The 17,379-nt window shown below is 52.6% G+C and carries 10 protein-coding genes and 1 pseudogene; 4 read left to right on the top strand and 7 right to left on the bottom strand.

The genetic code is table 11. The features are described 5' to 3' along the window. Nucleotides 1-42 precede the first annotated feature (42 nt). On the top strand, nucleotides 43-2,598 hold the full coding sequence (pepN, locus tag G5S47_RS03110; RefSeq protein WP_219585792.1) for an aminopeptidase N: 2,556 nt from the start codon (nucleotides 43-45) through the stop codon (nucleotides 2,596-2,598). 114 nt (nucleotides 2,599-2,712) lie between these two features. Here pepN and G5S47_RS03105 read toward each other — a convergent pair whose 3' ends face one another. The 3 genes from G5S47_RS03105 to G5S47_RS03095 form a co-directional block, all read right to left on the bottom strand. Continuing rightward, nucleotides 2,713-2,916, bottom strand: a complete 204-nt coding sequence (locus tag G5S47_RS03105) for a PRD domain-containing protein (RefSeq protein WP_257878495.1) — start codon at nucleotides 2,914-2,916, stop codon at nucleotides 2,713-2,715. Nucleotides 2,917-2,981: 65 nt separating this feature from the next. Continuing rightward, nucleotides 2,982-3,812 (bottom strand): Sir2 family NAD-dependent protein deacetylase, encoded by an 831-nt coding sequence (locus tag G5S47_RS03100; RefSeq protein WP_257878494.1) that lies wholly within the window; start codon nucleotides 3,810-3,812, stop codon nucleotides 2,982-2,984. Between the two features lie 135 nt (nucleotides 3,813-3,947). Further along, nucleotides 3,948-5,273: an MFS transporter gene (locus tag G5S47_RS03095; protein ID WP_103633600.1), complete on the bottom strand. Its 1,326-nt coding sequence runs from the start codon at nucleotides 5,271-5,273 to the stop codon at nucleotides 3,948-3,950. Between the two features lie 180 nt (nucleotides 5,274-5,453). Between G5S47_RS03095 and G5S47_RS03090 the strand changes: the two genes are divergently transcribed. The 3 genes from G5S47_RS03090 (at nucleotide 5,454) to G5S47_RS03080 (ending at nucleotide 10,039) form a co-directional block, all read left to right on the top strand. Then, nucleotides 5,454-6,749, top strand: coding sequence for an alpha-amylase family protein (locus G5S47_RS03090; protein ID WP_219585790.1), 1,296 nt, complete (start codon nucleotides 5,454-5,456; stop codon nucleotides 6,747-6,749). A 512-nt stretch (nucleotides 6,750-7,261) separates the two neighbouring features. Beyond that, nucleotides 7,262-9,187, top strand: coding sequence for an Eco57I restriction-modification methylase domain-containing protein (locus G5S47_RS03085; RefSeq protein ID WP_219585789.1), 1,926 nt, complete (start codon nucleotides 7,262-7,264; stop codon nucleotides 9,185-9,187). A gap of 282 nt (nucleotides 9,188-9,469) precedes the next feature. Then, entirely contained in the window at nucleotides 9,470-10,039 is a 570-nt protein-coding gene (locus tag G5S47_RS03080; protein WP_308339594.1) for a sugar-binding domain-containing protein, read from the top strand. Between the two features lie 227 nt (nucleotides 10,040-10,266). Here G5S47_RS03080 and G5S47_RS03075 read toward each other — a convergent pair whose 3' ends face one another. From G5S47_RS03075 to G5S47_RS03060, 4 genes and pseudogenes are all read right to left on the bottom strand, one after another. Further along, a complete protein-coding gene (locus G5S47_RS03075) occupies nucleotides 10,267-10,977 on the bottom strand; it encodes a DarT1-associated NADAR antitoxin family protein (protein ID WP_219585787.1) in 711 nt (236 codons plus the stop codon). Beyond that, entirely contained in the window at nucleotides 10,970-11,674 is a 705-nt protein-coding gene (locus G5S47_RS03070; RefSeq protein ID WP_219585786.1) for a DarT ssDNA thymidine ADP-ribosyltransferase family protein, read from the bottom strand. The genes G5S47_RS03075 and G5S47_RS03070 overlap by 8 nt, the downstream gene beginning before the upstream one ends. 795 nt (nucleotides 11,675-12,469) lie before the next feature. Then, complete coding sequence (locus G5S47_RS03065) at nucleotides 12,470-15,844, bottom strand: tetratricopeptide repeat protein (RefSeq protein ID WP_219585784.1); 3,375 nt, start codon at nucleotides 15,842-15,844, stop codon at nucleotides 12,470-12,472. Between the two features lie 352 nt (nucleotides 15,845-16,196). After that, nucleotides 16,197-17,317 (bottom strand): annotated as a pseudogene (locus G5S47_RS03060) (IS1249 family transposase). Between the last annotated feature and the right edge of the window lie 62 nt (nucleotides 17,318-17,379).

Raw genomic sequence — 17,379 nt, 5'->3', positions numbered from 1 at the left:
AAGTATTTCTTTGTTTACGTTCCTCTGAATTGAAAGGGCATCATGCCGGGATTGAACCTTACCCGCGAAGAAGCAGCGACACGCGCGGAGATCCTGTCCGTTCACCACTACGACATCACGCTGGATCTGACGCGTGGCGCCACTGATTTTGGTTCCACGACGCGCATCGAGTTCGATGCGACCGCCGGCGCCTCGACCTTCGCTGACTTAGTTTCAAACAACGTCCGTTCGATTCGTCTGAATGGTCAGGAAATCCCCACCGAGGCTCACACTGACCACCGCATCGCGCTGGACGATTTGGCTAAGCACAACGTTCTTGAAGTTGAAGCTGACTGCCAGTACATGCACACCGGCGAAGGCCTGCACCGTTTCACCGATCCGGCTGACGGCGAAGACTACTGCTACTCCCAGTTTGAGGTTCCGGATGCTCGCCGCGTCTACACGACCTTCGAGCAGCCTGATCTGAAGGCAACCTTCACTCTGACCGTCAGCGCTCCCGCTGGCTGGCTGGTGTTCTCGAATGCTCCGACTCCTAAGCCCGAGGTTGATGGCACGACGTGGATCTACCGTTTCGCTGAAACTGAAAAGATGTCGACGTACATCACCGCGATTATTGCTGGCCCGTACAAAGGCGTTACCGATTCACTGGTGTCCTCTGACGGTCGCACAATTGATCTGGGCGTGTACTCTCGCGCGTCGCTGGTCGAGCACCTCGACACTGATCGCATCATTGACACGACCCGCAAGGGCTTCGCTTTCTTCGAGAAGCAGTACGGCATCGCCTACCCCTTCACGAAGTACGATCAGATCTTCGTTCCTGAATACAACGCTGGCGCAATGGAGAACGCGGGCTGCGTGACCTTCCGCGATTCCTACGTGTTCCGTACTCGCCCGACTGCTGCTCAGCTTGAGACCCGAGCCAACACGATTCTTCACGAGCTCGCCCACATGTGGTTCGGCGACCTGGTGACGATGAAATGGTGGAACGACCTCTGGCTGAACGAATCCTTCGCTGAGTTCATGAGCCACCTGGCTCTCACTGAGGGCACCGAGTTCACCGATGCATGGACAGGCTTCATGCTCCGCAAGGACTGGGGCTTGAAGCAGGATCAGCTGCCCACGACTCATCCGATTAAAGCTGAAATCCGTGACCTCGCGGACGTTGAGGTGAACTTCGATGGTATTACCTACGCAAAAGGTGCATCCGTTCTGCGTCAGCTGGTGTCCTACGTTGGCCGCGAAGGATTCTTCACCGGTCTGCACGAATACCTGACCGCTCATTCCTACGCGAACGCGACGCTCACCGACCTTCTGGGTGAACTCGAGAAGGCTTCAGGCCGTGACCTCAAGGCATGGTCGAAGGTCTGGCTGGAAGAAGCAGGCGTGACCCTGCTCCGCCCCGAAATCAACGTCGACGACAACGGCACAATCTCCGAACTCGCTGTTGTGCAGGAATCCTTCTCTGAAGGTTCCTCGTTGCGCCCGCACCGCATGGCCGTCGCCGGTTACTCGGCCACTGAAGATGGTTCTTTGAAGCAGGTCTTCCGGCAAGAGCTCGATGTTGACGGCGCACGCACCGTTGTTCCTGCTGCCTCTGGCCTTGCTCGTCCCCAGCTGATTCTGCTGAACGACGGTGACCTGGCATACGCGAAGATCCGCATGGACGCCGAGTCCCTCGAGTTCGCAACAAAGAACATTGCGTCGATCACCGATTCGCTGACCCGTGGCGTCATCATGGCGTCCGCATGGGATATGACCCGCGATGGTGAGATGTCGGCACGCTCCTACTTGGATCTTGCTCTTGCGGCGATCCCGGGTGAGACGAATATGTCGATGCTCCAGCTGACGATCCGTCACATCGAAGAAGCAGTTCGTACCTTTGTTGCTCCGGCCGAGCGTCAGGCTGCCCTCGAAAAAGTTGGTGGCGCACTTCTGGACCTTGCTGTTGCAGCTGCTCCGGCATCAGACGAACAAAACATACTGATCCGCGCAGCCGCTCACGGTGCTACCACCGCCGAGCAAGGCGAGCAACTCCGAGCAATCTTCGCAGGTGAAAAGGTTCTTGAAGGCCTCGATCTTGACCTTGATTGCCGTTGGGTACTGCTGATCGCACTGGTTCGCCTGGGTCTTGCCGGCGAAGCAGAGATCGTGGCTCTCGAAGCTGAAGATGGCACGATGACCGGCCACCAGAACGCAGCATGTGCTCGCGCAGCCGTGGAAGACGCAACCGTCAAGCGCAACGTCTTCGACGCGGTCATGACGGATCTGTCGATCCCGAATGACACTCGCTGGGCTATGGTTTCCGGCTTCTGGACGCAGGCTCGCACAAACCCGGCTCTGTACACTCAGTTCGTTGCCGACTACTTCAACCTGATCGAACGCGTGTGGGCAGAGAATACATTCCACACTGCTGAGGACATCGCGATCCTCATGTTCCCGACCGACATTGCTGGCTACGCCGAAGGCGTGGACATCGTCGCTGCCGGGCAAGAGTGGATCGCGTCGCACACCGAGGTGTCCGCTGCTCTGGTTCGCATCATCCGCGAGCGCGTTGACGTTGCTCGCCGCCAGATTGAAGCTCAGAAGGCTGACGTCTGATTCAGGTCTCTAAGCTGAAGGAAGGGGCCCCGAACCGTTACGGTTCGGGGCCCCTTCCACTCTGCACCTCGTGATGACTAGCGCAGAATACGTCGCCTCAGCTTCGTAGCATCGTCACTGAGCCGGAGTCGGCATCGACAAGCGTGCACAATGAAGTGTCAGGTACGCGATCTCATCGGTCGACAAAGAAGAACCGAGTCTCAGCTCGACCAGTGCTGCGATTGTCTTCGCACACGTGTTTTCTTTCGGATATGAGTCAACGATTGATTGAACGACTGCACGCATGTGGTGCTCGAGAGAACAAGCAGCTACCTTCACCCTGTCACACCTGAGATGTTCTTCAACCGCGCACAACGTGGGCAACCTGCCACGCCTCGACGGGTTCAGCCGGCGAGCGCACTAGCAATCTGAGGTAGTACCTCAGACGTGCCTGCCTCAATCCGAACGTCGGCGAAGCGATCCACGGCTGTCACTCCCCTATTCACTACGATCAGGGCAGCACCTGCACGCATGGCCTCGTGAACAACCCACAAGCCGGTGGAGACGGCGAGTGACGTGCCCGCGACCAACACAACATTGCACGACGCGGCCATATCGAGGGATGGACCGAACGCGGACTCGGGCAGCCCTTCGCCGAACATGACGATGGACGGCTTCAGCATTCCGCCACAGCGTTCACAGTACACGGGAGTGAACGTGCAGACTTCGGCTAAGTCGCGACGGGCATCGGGGGTGATATCGACGTGCGCGGGATCGGTTTCTTCGACGAGGTCCGGATTCAACGCACGCAACCGCACGGACAATGCTGCGCGGGGCGTGACGGATCCACAGCTCAGGCATTCAACCGTGTCGTAACGTCCGTGGAGCTCCCAGACGTTACGCGTTCCAGCGCGCGCGTCCAGCCGGTCGACGTTCTGCGTGGAGACGCCCAGCAGATGTCCGGATGCTTCCATCGTGGCAAGCGCCCGATGCCCATCGTTGGGCTGGCAGTTTTCGAGGATTTTCCACGTCGCTTCATTGCGATACCAGAGCCAGCGATACCACACGGGGTCGGACGTAAACATGTCGACATCAACTGGGGTTGTAGGGGTTGAGCCGGTGCCTCGATAATCCGGCAGGGACGAGTCGGTGGACATTCCCGCGCCAGTCACCGCCAGAATTCGACCACCGCGCGCAATGTCGATTGCTTCTTCGACGCTTCCTTGCATCGTCATTCCTCCCCGCGAACACTTTTCTCCGTTGTACCACCATCAGGAGTGGCATGTTGGTGCGTTATGAGATTGGGCGGATGCAAATGCCAGCCACTTTTGCGTCATTCGGCCACCGTTCAGGTACGAGGCCGCCTGCTCTTACACTTCGTCGTCAACGAATACGGGAGCGGATGCTCGCATGCCAATGATGCCCATCAAGAGAGCCATGATCGTCAGGAAGATCAGAACAGGAGTAGTCGAATCGGTTGCTTGAAGCACCATGCCAACAATGATCGGACCGAATGCTGCGACAATATATGCGCCAGGCTGAGTCATACCCGACAGGCGCGCGGTCATCGATGCAGTGCGAGCGCGCGCAGGGATCAGAGTGACGCAGAGCGGGAACATGAAGCCGCCGATCGACAGCAGCGTCACCCACAGCCAGGGAGAGAAGGTTGGAGCAAGCAAGAGGCCGAGATAACCGGAAGCAGTCAGCACCCCGAAGAGCAGAGAGACAAGAGGCAAGTTCTTCACCGAGTCAACGATCTTCGGCATAATCAAGCCACCAACAAGTGTCCACAGGTTGATGGCTGCGACCATCGCAGCTGCGCTTGTTCGGTCGACTCCCACCATTGTGAGAATCGTTGGAAGCTGACCAAATTGAACATAGGCATTCAAAGATTGAAGGCCAAACGCGACCATCAACGCCACGGCGGTTGGTGACGTCATCAGGCTCCGCCTGTTGGTAGCTGAGGGCGATGACGACTGGGGGGCCTCGTCCCCTGTCAGCAGCGTAGAAGACTCAGGTACGGGCCCAGAAGAGTGAGCGAGTGGCGGAGTGTCTCGACCGACACTCTTCCAGACGAGAAGCCAGACGAACACTGCCAACAGTGCACACGGTGCCCAGATGAACAGCGCGGTTCGCCAGCCGGATGAATCAGGCCCCCCAATCGGCGCGCTGAGGAAGGAACCCGCCGCGCCACCCAGCGGGAGAACGCTACCGTAGACCGTCAGAAGCAGAACCGTGCGACCAGCTTTGTGCAGTTTGATCCACGCTGGCACGATGACATTAGCGACGGCGGGACCAGCAAGTCCAGCAACACTGAGCAGGAGGAACGCCCAGTAGTTCGACACGAGGGGACGCACACCCAAGCCGATGGTTGTCACGGCCATTGCGACGGTTACGACGCACGTCAGTCCGAAGCGCTTTGACAGTGGAACTGCCAGTACGCCAATGAGAGCAAAGACAATACACGGCAACGCGGAGAGCAGACCAACCGCCATCGCTCCCACTCCAAAAGTGGATTGGACACCAGTCAGGACAGGCCCGAGCGATGTTGCTCCGACGCGCATCGAGGGTGAGATCGTGAGGACAGCAACCAGCGCCATCACGGTCGACAGTGTGGAAACGCGCCGTGGCTTCACACCAGTCGACGAAGATACGCCTTCGGGTCTGGCGGTCATGTCGCGCTCAGAAGAACTCATACATCCAGGGTCGCATTGTGCGTTGTGGGCGCGCAAACTTGCCCGCGATTGCTTGGTCACAGTCGCACCCTTAAAGTTCAGCGTGCGCACAATCAGGTCACGCCTGCACCCGCACTGTCCGTTTGTGCTCCACCTTGTGTTCCACCTCGATTCCCCTGCGTCACGGGCTACAGTTTGCCTATGACCCACAGCGTTTCACCCTCTGATCGCACGCCCGGAGCAGATTCCATATGGTGGCACGTGTACCCGCTGGGAGCGTGTGGCGCGCCGATTCGCGACGGTGATCGGACAGAAACCCCGCGCCTGCGAATGTTGATCAACTGGTTGGATTATGCCACCGAGCTTGGTGCGACGGGACTGCTACTCGGCCCGATCTTTGATTCGGCGACGCACGGATACGACACGCTCGACTATTTCCGTATCGATCCGCGTCTGGGCAGTGTCGAAGACTTCGACGCGCTGGTTGAGGCATGCCATGCTCACGGAATGAACATCATGCTCGATGGCGTATTTTCGCACGTCAGCGACCAGTATCAGCCTCTGCGCGCGGTTCTTGAAGCCGGCAAGGATCCCGTTTTCGGAACGCCCAATTCCCCTGATGCTCCCCTATTCCACATTGATTGGGAGTCCGACGGTGGCCCCTACCCCTGGTTCTTTGAAGGGAACCAGGACCTCGTGCGCTTCGACCACACGAACGCGTGCGTCAAGGATTTTGTTCAGCAGGTAATGGAGTATTGGTGTGCCCGTGGCATCGATGGGTGGCGACTTGATGCAGCATATTCCGTTCCAACTGAGTTCTGGGCAGACGTGTGCGACCGAGTCCGGGCCTCGCACCCCGATACTTTCTTCCTCGGCGAAGTCATTCACGGTGACTACCCCGCGTTCGTTGGGGATGCCCACGTTGATACGGTCACGCAGTACGAATTGTGGAAGGCAATGTGGTCGTCGATCACGGATAAGAATTTCTTTGAGCTCGATTGGACGCTGAAACGCCACGGCGAATTCTTAGAGACGTTCGTTCCGCAGACGTTCGTGGGCAATCATGACACGACGCGCATCTCGTCTCTGCTTGGCGCCGATGGCGGACTGGTGGCGCAGGCGATCATCATGACGCTGGGTGGTACACCGTCGATCTACTACGGCGATGAGCAGGGCTTCACGGGGGTGAAAGAAGACCGCCAGTTCGGCGATGACGCGGTGCGTCCTCCCCTGCCCGCATCTCCCGGCGAATTGCTAGGGTTTGGGCACACAACCTACCAGGCATTGAGGTCGCTGGTCTGGCTACGTAGAAAGCGTCCGTGGCTGACCCGTGCACTCACAACAACCGTCGCTGTCGCTAACACGAGCTACTCCTACCGCTCATGCGCCCCAGGCGATGATTCCACCTTCGTGGATGTCCATTTGTCAATCGACGAGGCCGGAACCGCTCACGCCCTCATCCTGGACGAGGCCGGGCACACACTCTGGCAGAAATAGCTGTTCTTAGTCCCAAGGATTGACGAGTCTTAGTCCCAGGGATTGACGAGCTCCACACCAGTCCCCCTGCAAATCCTTGGCGTTCGAAGTTGCAAGAACTGCCACACGCGTCACGCACATAGACACAATCTGGCGTCAAGAACACTAATCGGTCGCCCCAGCGCGTTCCGACGCGTGACACCATGGAAGTACTCGGTCGTAGCTGCCGAATTGAAATTAAAGACCAGATGAGATCTGCTGGTGAGACAATCAAGAGCACTCACAGTGCGGGATGTGGCCGAAGAATGACATCGATTTCAACGCTGGATATTGTCGCAACGATAATCAGCAGAAAGAACGATAATCAGCAGAAAGATCCCGGGGAAGACCGAGGCCATTCGTTGGATCATGATGTCTCCTCTCAACAACGTTGAGAAGCGGAGAGAACGTTCTGAAGCGGAGAGGTGGTTCGCATCAGTATCTCGGACGGTAGCCTTATGAGGGAAGTCCCGTCCAATTCGTGAGGTGATCCGATGCAACGCTCGCAGGCCCTTGACCTGTCCGCGCGTTTCGCTGATCTACTGCCACTTTTGCTTCGAGATTATGCGACTTCCACTGACGCGGATACACCTGCTGGCGCCGACGGTAGCAATACCGGTGTCTTCTCGCGCAATATTGTGTGGGCGACTCAAGACTATGAGGATCTGGGAATCCATGCTGATCAGCAGATCACCCTTGATGTTTTGAACGCGAATCCTGGCTTGATTACTCCGCGCACAACGAAGGCGCGTGACGCTCAGGCTGTTCGGACGAAAGAACGCGCTGAGATTTTCACTCCGGCGTGGCTGGTGAACTTTCAAAATGATGTCGTGGATCATGCGTGGTCTGGAGGCCACGAGCCTTGTGATGATGCGATCCTGGATGCGTCTGCCAGCATATTGCGTCCGCTCCGACCAACGCTCCCCGCGTTCAACGATATGTCTGACAGAGCGTGGGAAAACTACGTGGATCGTCGGGTACTTGAAATCGCGTGTGGCGAGGCTCCGTATTTGACCAGCCGGTATGACGCTACGACGGGCGAACCGATTGGCCTTGGTGGGCGCGTTGGGTTTTTAGACCGCAAGTTGGCAGCTATTCCCGTTTCATTGGGTGACGAGGCCGCAACGCTTAATTGGGCGTTGCGCGCATTGAGGGCGACCTTTGGATTCGAGCTTCAGGGTGATTCTTTGTTGCTTGCGCGCCTGAATCTTCTGGCTTCGTTTGATGAAGCAACATCGGCTCTGCTTGGGCGTTCTCTTGTCACAGACGAACTGACCGAAGTAGCTCATGCAATTGCCCGAAACGTCTGGCAGATGGATGGGCTGACGTTGAAGTCTCCGTCTGGGGCGGATGTTGTTCTTCCTGTTGACTCCTTTGACGTTACGGTCGCCAATCCGCCGTATCAGAAGGCGATGGCTGACACTAGCGATCGTCAGATTTACCCGGACTTCATGGATTTTGCGTTTAGGGTGTCTCCTCTGGCGTGTTTCGTAACGCCGGCTCGCTTCCTGTTTAATGCTGGGAAGACTTCGAAGAAGTGGAATCGTCAGGTTCTTTCAGACCCGCATGTGAGCGTGTCTTTGTTTGAGGCGGATAGTCGACGCGTTTTTCCTGCTGCTGAAGTGAAGGGCGGGATCGCTGTCACGCTACGGGATACGAACGTTTCTTTGACCCCGATCGGCTCGTTCATTCCTGACCATGAGTTGCGTTCGATTGTTGCTCGAGTTCATGCGGTCGCTGACAGTTTTCTTGATCAGATTGTGTTTGCTCCCGAGAGCTACCGGTTCACTTCGGTGTTGCATGTCGAGCATCCACAGACGATTGAACGTGTTTCTGCGGGGCATTCGTTTGATATGACGACGAATTGTTTCGATGTGTTGCCTGAGATTTTTCACGATGTTGCCCACAGGGGAATGATCGGAGTGCTTGGCCGGCAGAATAATCGCCGGCTTGTGAAGTGTGTCGATCGTCGTTACGTGCGCGATCATCCAAATTTGGATGCGTGGAAAGTTGCGCTGGCGAAGTCGAATGGCGCGGGCAAGTTGGGTGAGGTTCTTGCTCCTCCTGTTCTGTTGCCCCCTGGTTTCGCTCATACGCAGTCATTCGTTTCTATCGGCGCGTTTGGGACGCGTAAGGAAGCTGAAGAACTAGCGACGTTTTTGCATACGAAGTTCGCGAGGCTTCTTCTTGGGTCTTTGAAGGTGACGCAGGATAACAAGCGCGCGGTGTGGGCGAATGTGCCGAACTTGGTGAGCAAGGCTCCGGCTGATTTGAGCATCGATTGGGGGTCTTTAGTTCCAGTGATTGATTCGCAGTTGGCTGATTTCTTTGGGCTGTCGGAAGCTGAAAAGGCTTTCATGAACGAGCGGGCTCAGGAGATGCCTGTTCGTACTTTGGTGTGTGAGGGCTTACGCGAATGAATATCTGAATTTTGCGTTGCTTCTCACTATGATTCGCCGCGCTAAAGCTCCTGTCGCATTGTCTCTCTGGCACACCGTGGCCTCGTTGGCTCAGTACAATGACGGCGGTAAGGAGATGCCTTGTCATGACGACATTCGACGTATCAAGGTCTGTACGTTCACCATCCCTGGTGACGACGTCAGCCACGATGGGTTTCGAGCCTCATCAGTGTTGCTGAGGTGCTCTCCATTCGTACACTGCTCACCTTGAGAAAAGCTCGTAGAGCTCACCTCAGGTGGTGAATATTCCGAGCCTCCCCGTTTTCTCGACGTCGCAATCTTGGTGACGATCCTTCAAAGTCTCCAATCACTTTGATCGGACAGATCAGTCAGCAATCTGGCGTTGAAGGGCGAATGCTTATCGCTCCCCTGTTCAGTTCTTCAGCTGAAACGGCGAAGGTTCAGAGGAAAGAACCAGCTGTTGCTCGCATCCTTGAGCTCTTCGATGACATTGACATCGCAGTCTTATCTGTCGGCGCTTGGGATTCTCGCGTCACCCAGCTTGAGCAAGTGCTTCCTCAGAGCGACATTGAAGTCTTGGATCAGCGTGGTGCGGTGGCCGATTCCAGTGGCGTTTTCTTTGATGCCGACGGCAACTACCTCAATCTCTCCCTGAACGATCGCCGTATTTCCATAACCGTCGAGCAAATCTTGAAGGTCCCTAACGTCCTGATGGTTGCTGGCGGAACACAAAAGACAGAAGCAATCCACGCCGTGTGTCGTTCAGGGATCCCAACTGCTCTTGTTACTACCGCGGAAGTTGCGCAAGAACTCCTTAGTCTCCCCGCGATTTCGAAGGGCAAGTATCGCTGACTCCCAGCCAAAACAAAACCCGGACTGCGAAGTAGTCCGGCTGGTTGTTGCCTTCACGTTGAAAGGGATACGGAAGTGTAGGTGGGTGCATTTAGGCACTAGGTGGGTGCACGACCGCCAGAGGTGGGTGCAAAACCAAACAGGTGGGTGCAAAACATCCCAACCGACTATAGAGTTATCGTGTTCTATGAGATTAGTTGAACGACATTTCTTGGGTTCAGCTCAGGTCAGAAAAGAAAATCTTGAACCTGCACTCCTTCGGGCTTCCTTGGAACACCGCTGTCCGAGCCTTTCTGCCCGTAGCCTATTTCCAGAAAAATCTCCGGGGAAGATAGGGCTTGAGCCAGCAGATTCTGCCTCCACAGGCCAACAGCCTTAGCAACCGATCGTGCCTGGCAGTTAATTGATTTGTTCGGATTAAACTCGATGTCAGTAAAGGCATCATACTTGACGACTGCTGAAAGCAAATCAGGTTTACGAATCAGAGCAGATGCGTATAACCAATCGTAAAAGTAAGTTTTTGGCTCTAACGGGAAATCCCGCGAGAAAAAACGAAAGCCGATCAATTGACCACTATCCTTCAAGCGGGGATCGCTTTTTGACTCACGGCTTGAGACCTCAAATAAGTCAGCAAAAGGCCCACCTCGTAAAAATACCTTCGAAGCTTGAAATGCCGATTCAACTGAATACTCGCCGTAGCCTGGATGATGGATCATTAGATTAAATGCGCTCAATTCAACACCCAGGCTGTCAGGACTTTTAGATGAGACTTCCAAAACCGCATGATCTGGTTCCAACAGATGAAAAGAATCATGCAGGCTAGCAATCGAACGCTGCTTTTGTTGTATCGAAAAACCGGGGTGGAACGTAAATTCAGTCTCCCGCTCATCAACGTACGGCAGGCGGTCCAAAACAAGAAAGACTGGTCTCTTAGCCATGCAAATCCCCCGCAGCGTCCACCCATGCTCGCCAATAACTGGGGTACTTAAATACATTTAAAGATGAATCATTGTTGACTGCCCACTTGGCGTAGACATTCCTGTGTATTCCGGATTGCAACAAAGATTGCTTTGTTTCGTAATCATTAACAACTACGAAGGACACTTTTTCCCATGGAATCGTAGCAGCAATCTGGATTTCTGCTTGTGGGTTCGTAGTTAGAAAATCTGGTAAGCCTTCGCTCTGTCGAGAGAATACAACCCCAGATCTTGTAGTCATCTCTTCAACAAACAACTTTTCGGCTGCTGCGAGACCGAGCAAGTCTTGTGGATCAGCACGTCTGCACTCTCTTGAGGCAGCATTAGACGGACAAAACACTACTTGGTCATACTCGAGGTCAGATAACACGGAAATCGGGATAAATAGAAGTGCAACATCCTCTTCCCGACTCCAAAGCTTAGTTCTGTAGCGGTACATCATCAAGAAGTTCGGAAACGAGATCGAGAAACATGACATGTCTGTGCGCTCATCGAGCCGTACTTCATCCAGTGCCTCAAATACGACATCTGGGAAGCCTTCAATCTCATTCCGAGGGAGAATACCGCGTTTTTTGATACCCCCTAAGTTTGTAATAGGAGTAAAATGAACGAGGTGCTCGACTCCCCTATCTTCGAGATACTCAACTACTTCTCTCATCTCAGTATCACCTTGCCTGAAGAGAATATTTTAACAAGGGTTCGTTTCCCAACATCATGGCATCGTAATAGCCGCAGAGTATGCAATTACATGGCATCATCACGGTTCTCGCCACCCGTATTCTTTCGCAATCTTACTGGCGATCTTTTGATAACGACCTCTTTGTCGCCAATCCACCCCGTAGCGCGAATCTTCGTCGTCAATTACTTCTATAATGGTAGCTTGAGGAACCACACCAGCGTATGCACATGACCCATCAACCAAAGAAGACATACGAACTCCAAACCAGACCCAAAGGCCCAACTTTTCGTCCGCAGTCCCGTGCTCGACTGGGACAAAGCCCTACTCTACCTCATCACCGAGAAGATTCTGGTTGCCACTGACGGGCAGATTGATGTTGAGTTTAGATGCCATGTTTGAGATTTTGGAATAGGGGCTAAGCCAACCTGTATATTAACTCTAGTGATTTGGGGTATTCAACCGCATTTTCAAAGTTGGGAATTGTACATGCCCGGTCAACTAAGATCGAACCAGCAACAGTCACTGAAACATCCCGAATAAGTTAATTAGGGTCTTGGAGTAAACACTGCAATAATCCATTTACATCTCGCCCATGTTTTATGAACAATTTGCCGAAACAGGTAGAACTGCCATTTCTAACTATTGACTTTCAATTTATTTCTAATTCAAGTAATAGTTAGAATGGCGTATTTTCATATCTCTAGAACACATTTCCATCAACAGCCTCGACACATGCTTTTATGAACTTTTTGCTCCTGACTCATGTCTACTTTTCTATTCAGGTATTAGTTCAACTAGAACCTGCTCGAGTAACTCTAGGTTCACGTTCCTAAGGTTCTCCTGAGTTTCATTATTAAGCTGACTCAAAAGACCAAAAGCTCGCTCTCTGTTCTTATCAAACACCTCTCTCATATCAGAAGTTAGATTGAGGGCAACCAGCATACCCACCATGTTGATGGAAAGCGCCACCCTCCTTGAAGCCATCTCAGCCATTTCCGGGTCAGGAGGGATATCACCAGTCTTGCTTGCTCTAGAGAAATACAGATTCACGCACTTGTCGGCAGCTCCAAATGCCTGGTCCGCCTCATCTATCTTGCCTGACCTCCAGTAACATGATCCCAGATTCAGATAAGCACGACTAAGAACGCTTAGGTAATAGGCCCAATGTTCCGGGGCTCTCTCAAGAAAATTTTCAGTATTCCCAATAACAATCAACTGATTGGTGATTTCGGGGAACTCCCTATCACCTTCAATGAACCAAAGCGGATCATCGTCAACACCAGTTCCTCTCAGGCGTCCAAACCGCCCGTTCTTCATTTGAACCAGCGGGTAAAAGTCAGTGAATTTCACCCCCAAGTTAAGCTTACGCAAGCGGGCATCGACCAACTCAACAAGTTCGATGTCAGCATTCGAATCACTAACAAATTCTGCACGAAGTTTAGTAAGCCGCTTGATCGCTTCATCATCTCTCCTCAGGATTTGATAAATCAACGAGAGGAGGACTTCCGCACGCACCGCGCTACTTCCAGTAGGGCCAACCACAATGCGCGCATTTTCAGTCAAAGTCTCAACAACCTCCCGCGCAGAGTCATATTGCTCGAGTTTCAGTAATGTGACGCCTAGCTGGTGTGCTGCACGCAGGCTTAATGGATCATAAGCTCCGTGGTGCTCATTTACCACGGACAAGCAAGCTGAAAACCAATGCTGAGCATCAGCAAATCTCTGCTCTTCAAGTGCGATGTCCCCGGCCCACAAATAAGTATCTGCTCGAAGTGAGGCATAATCTCTTAACTTGGGAATCCTTAAATCTAAATCTCGAAACGCTTCCTCTACATTTTCAATCTGTTGTGCCTTGTATCCCCAAAAAATCAAGTTCGATTCTGCTTCAAGGGCCACAGCCGATTGTCCACCGCTGACTTCTCGAATTTTTGTTAACAACTCGGTTCCTTGGTCGAAAGCGACTTCACTTTCGGGAGTCTTTGCGTGTACTGCGCGTAGTCGTTTCAACTGAAGAATGAGTGTTTTCAGGGATCGCTCACCATAAATCTTCGCTGATGCTTCTGAACCATGAGCGTAAAATTCTATGGCATCGTCATTAGCATGACTTTCAAAGGACAAATCTCCCTTGAGTGTTACCAACGGAATATAAATCTCTTGTATTACATTCTCTGGAATCGACTTGCCAAAGAAATGTTGCTGTAACATCTCTGTGATGTGAAGCAAGACTGGCATCGCTCTTAGCGGATCCCCGCTCCTCATCAATAGTCTTGCATGAAGAAGTTTGACGGCCAGGGTATCTGGATGTGAGTGCCCATCCAGCCTAATCTGTATAGGAAGCAGTTCCATTATGATTGCTTCGGCATCACTATACTCAGATATGGCGTAATAGCAACTCGCAATCTGTCGGAGTAGCATGGTACGGTCTCGGTCCCCAGCAACCTCTGCAATCGCGTTGAAAGCCGCATTGTAGTGTTCGATTGCCTTGGAAAACTCGTATGCTTCCATGTTGCGTCTTGCGACATGTATTTGCGCAGCAGCAAAAGTAAGTGGTGATTCGTCATCTGCAAACTTGAGATACCAGTCCACCACTGCCTCGACCTGTGTAGTGTTCGGTAAGTCAAGGTGCTCACGATGTTCGTCTAGCCAATTTGTACAAGCTTGTTGCGTAATCCTTCGCATATGCGTCTTCAAAGTCGACAAACCCTGTACGGATTTTCGTACATGCCTAGCCAGCAGGGGATCAGAGAAATTTGTCACTTCGATTGATCCTCTACACCACCCGATGGGATCTCGGGCTTTTTGGATTGCCTCTTTAGTGGTTTCTTCCGAGACTTGATAGATTTCCTTAAAGACTTCTGAAATTACAGCTGGCACGAATCGATTCAGTTTGTCCATATCTGGATTTGATGGATTTCCAGCCACTGCTGTAGTCAGGGCATTTCTTACATCGTCTGGCAAGGCATTCCAGCGGTTTTCCACTACCTGCTCTACGCTATCTGGTAGTTTGAAGTTATCTGATAGAAGGATTTTGTTTCCTGCCAGTCGAATTTCTAGTGCAACATTGGGTTCTGTAATCCAGAGTAGAAGGAACAAAGGGGTATTCAGTTTCTCCACCACTTTTGTTGCGACATCTTCTGAGGTTTCTGGGGCGTAGCGAAGCAAAAGCTCAACAAGAGATTCTTCTTGCAATGACGGCACGTCAACATCAATGAGTCGCATCTGGTCGTCCGACTTTGCTTTCATCTCTGATTGCCATAACATAAAGTCATCCTGAGTCATCCCCTCAGGCCAGGCAGTACCAATTACCATGACGGGCCGTTGATTATCGCGTTCACTTAGCGCATTCAATAGAGATCGAAGTTCTGAACCCATAAGGTGCATATCTTCAACAACAACAATTCCAGGCAGGCGTTTTGCTGTTAAGGATTTGATCGCTTCAGCCAGTTCTTTACCGGCATCCTTCTTAGCCTTAACCTGTTGTTCTCCCATATAAACATCTTGGTGAAGATTTATGGAGTCTTTACGTTTCTTCCCAACCCAACGTAATATGTCAGTAACCCATGATGTGAGAGTAGCAGGAAGCGGTATCCCAATGCTCAGAGCTTCGAGGGAGGATTCAAGTAATGAATCTGCAACATCTGATTGTAGATCTTTGCGCACTCGAGTCGTTACTTCTGAGAGTACACTTCCGATTTGAGCGAGAGTTCCCGATGCTTCCCACCACGCAAGCGACAATGGTGCCAGATGAGTCGCCATCTGCTCTTTTCCCATTGCCACAACATCTATTTTTTGACTATTACGCAACTCCTCGCAGTTAAACGACCACCATCCAAACGTGGGAAGCGTGTCCTGCGCCCAAACAAAGGAATCCAGCTCAGGGGAGAGTAATGCTCGATCTCTCAGCGGGTTGGAACTATTGTCTACGCTATTGAGCTCAGGCCAATACTGACCATACCCATGCCAAGGGTTATTAAAGTTGTCCAATCGTAGCAACTCATATAGACGCTGAATAATTGCCGTCTTGCCAACACCGGATGCCCCTCGAAGCACCACCACGTGTGGTCCAGAGTAGGTACCATTGGACAGTTCAATAATCCGACTGTGTAAGTCTTGAGCTATCGATTCGTGTTGACCTAATAACTCTGGCATCCAGCCCCTCCTGCTAAGCACACGGCACAGTACCAATTGCGCATTAGTCAAGGTAAAGCGTGGCTAAGTAACTTGGAAAACTTGCCATGATAACTACTAGATTATCCCTCATCATAACTGATTCGAGCGCATGGTACAGCCAATGAACTGGTATCCGAGCCTTTGAATCTATATAGATGACACACAAGTGACAACAGGCTCATCAGCCTCCAAAAAAACCTCTCTGACCAGCGCTTTTAGAGCTTCGTTGCATGGTGAACCAACTATTACACGAAGAAGCACCCTGCGAGTAATTGTATTACTTACAGGGTGCTAAACGGTGGCTTATAGGACAAAACGTGTTGGTTTTTGTTTAGTAGGTTTCTTTCCATGGGTGGGAGTGGTGGAGGTCGGTCCAGTTGATGGCTGTGCCCCAGCCTTGTAGTTGTTTTTGTTTTGGGCGCGGTGTTGGGCGGTTGCGAATAGTTGGGTGATTTCTTGATCTGTGTGGGTGTTGGTGAGTATTTGTGCGGGGGTGGCGGGGTTTTCAGTGTGTAGGTAGCACCACCACAGGACGGCTTTTACGCGGTGGTTGAGAGGCATTCCCCGGTGGGTGGGCAGTAGTGGTCTTAGTTGGGGGTTAATGGCGCCTTCAATGTGGTTGGTGGTGGCTGGGACGGGTTGTGTGGGGATGTGTAGGTGGGGGTCTAGGTAGATAAATAGAGCGCCTTTGCGTACGAGGTTGTTAAGGGAGTTACGCGCTTCTATTAACCGCCGGTGGGTGGGGACTATGGCCCCGTTTTCGAGTCTTGTTTTTTGGGCTAGGAAGGCCTTGTAAGTAGTGTTCCAAGCAGCTAGGTCTACTCACCATTGGGTGGCTTGAGCTGGGGTTTTTATGTGTAGTAAACGCTTTGCTAGCCCGTAGAGTTCCACTCCGGCCTGGGTGCGAGGACGCGTGATAGTTTTACGTTTCACCGCGCTGAAAGCATGAAAAGTACACCTTTGCACCCTGGTGGTAGGCCACTTAGCTTGTAAGGCGCTAGCGATCCCCCTGCCCCATCGCAGATCACGACATCTGGTGGGGCGATGCGATCAAACAAGGCTTGCCACGCTCCGGATTACTCGCCTTTGGCCACATACCAGCCCAACACGTGATTTTTAGTGCAGGCAATCAAAACCACCACGTTACGGGCTAGATAAATCCCATCTACAAACACCACATGATGAACCTCATCCACCAGTGGGCATTTATGCCATAAATGCCAAAACCATTTCAAAATGGCGCCGAGCACTACGACCCCCACCAGGTAGATCCTGGTAGCGTAACCGGCCAGTGACAAACTCTAAAAACACAGCGAAATACCGCGCTTGAATATCATTGCGACGCGACTGACTCGCTCCACACTTACTACACCTAAACCTGACTCGACCAGCAGCAGTCTTGCCCCACTTATGTGTTGATCCACCACAAACTAAACAACGAGGATTTCCCATCCTCGAATTCAACCGACTTCAAACCCGACTTTCCCCCACCAACACAACAAAAAGTCCACGAA

This window comes from Schaalia turicensis (assembly GCF_019380255.1).
In the GTDB taxonomy this organism is placed as follows: Bacteria; Actinomycetota; Actinomycetes; order Actinomycetales; family Actinomycetaceae; genus Pauljensenia; species Pauljensenia turicensis_A.
Note: the sequence above shows the minus strand (reverse complement) of the source record. Positions and strands in the feature narration are given on the sequence as shown.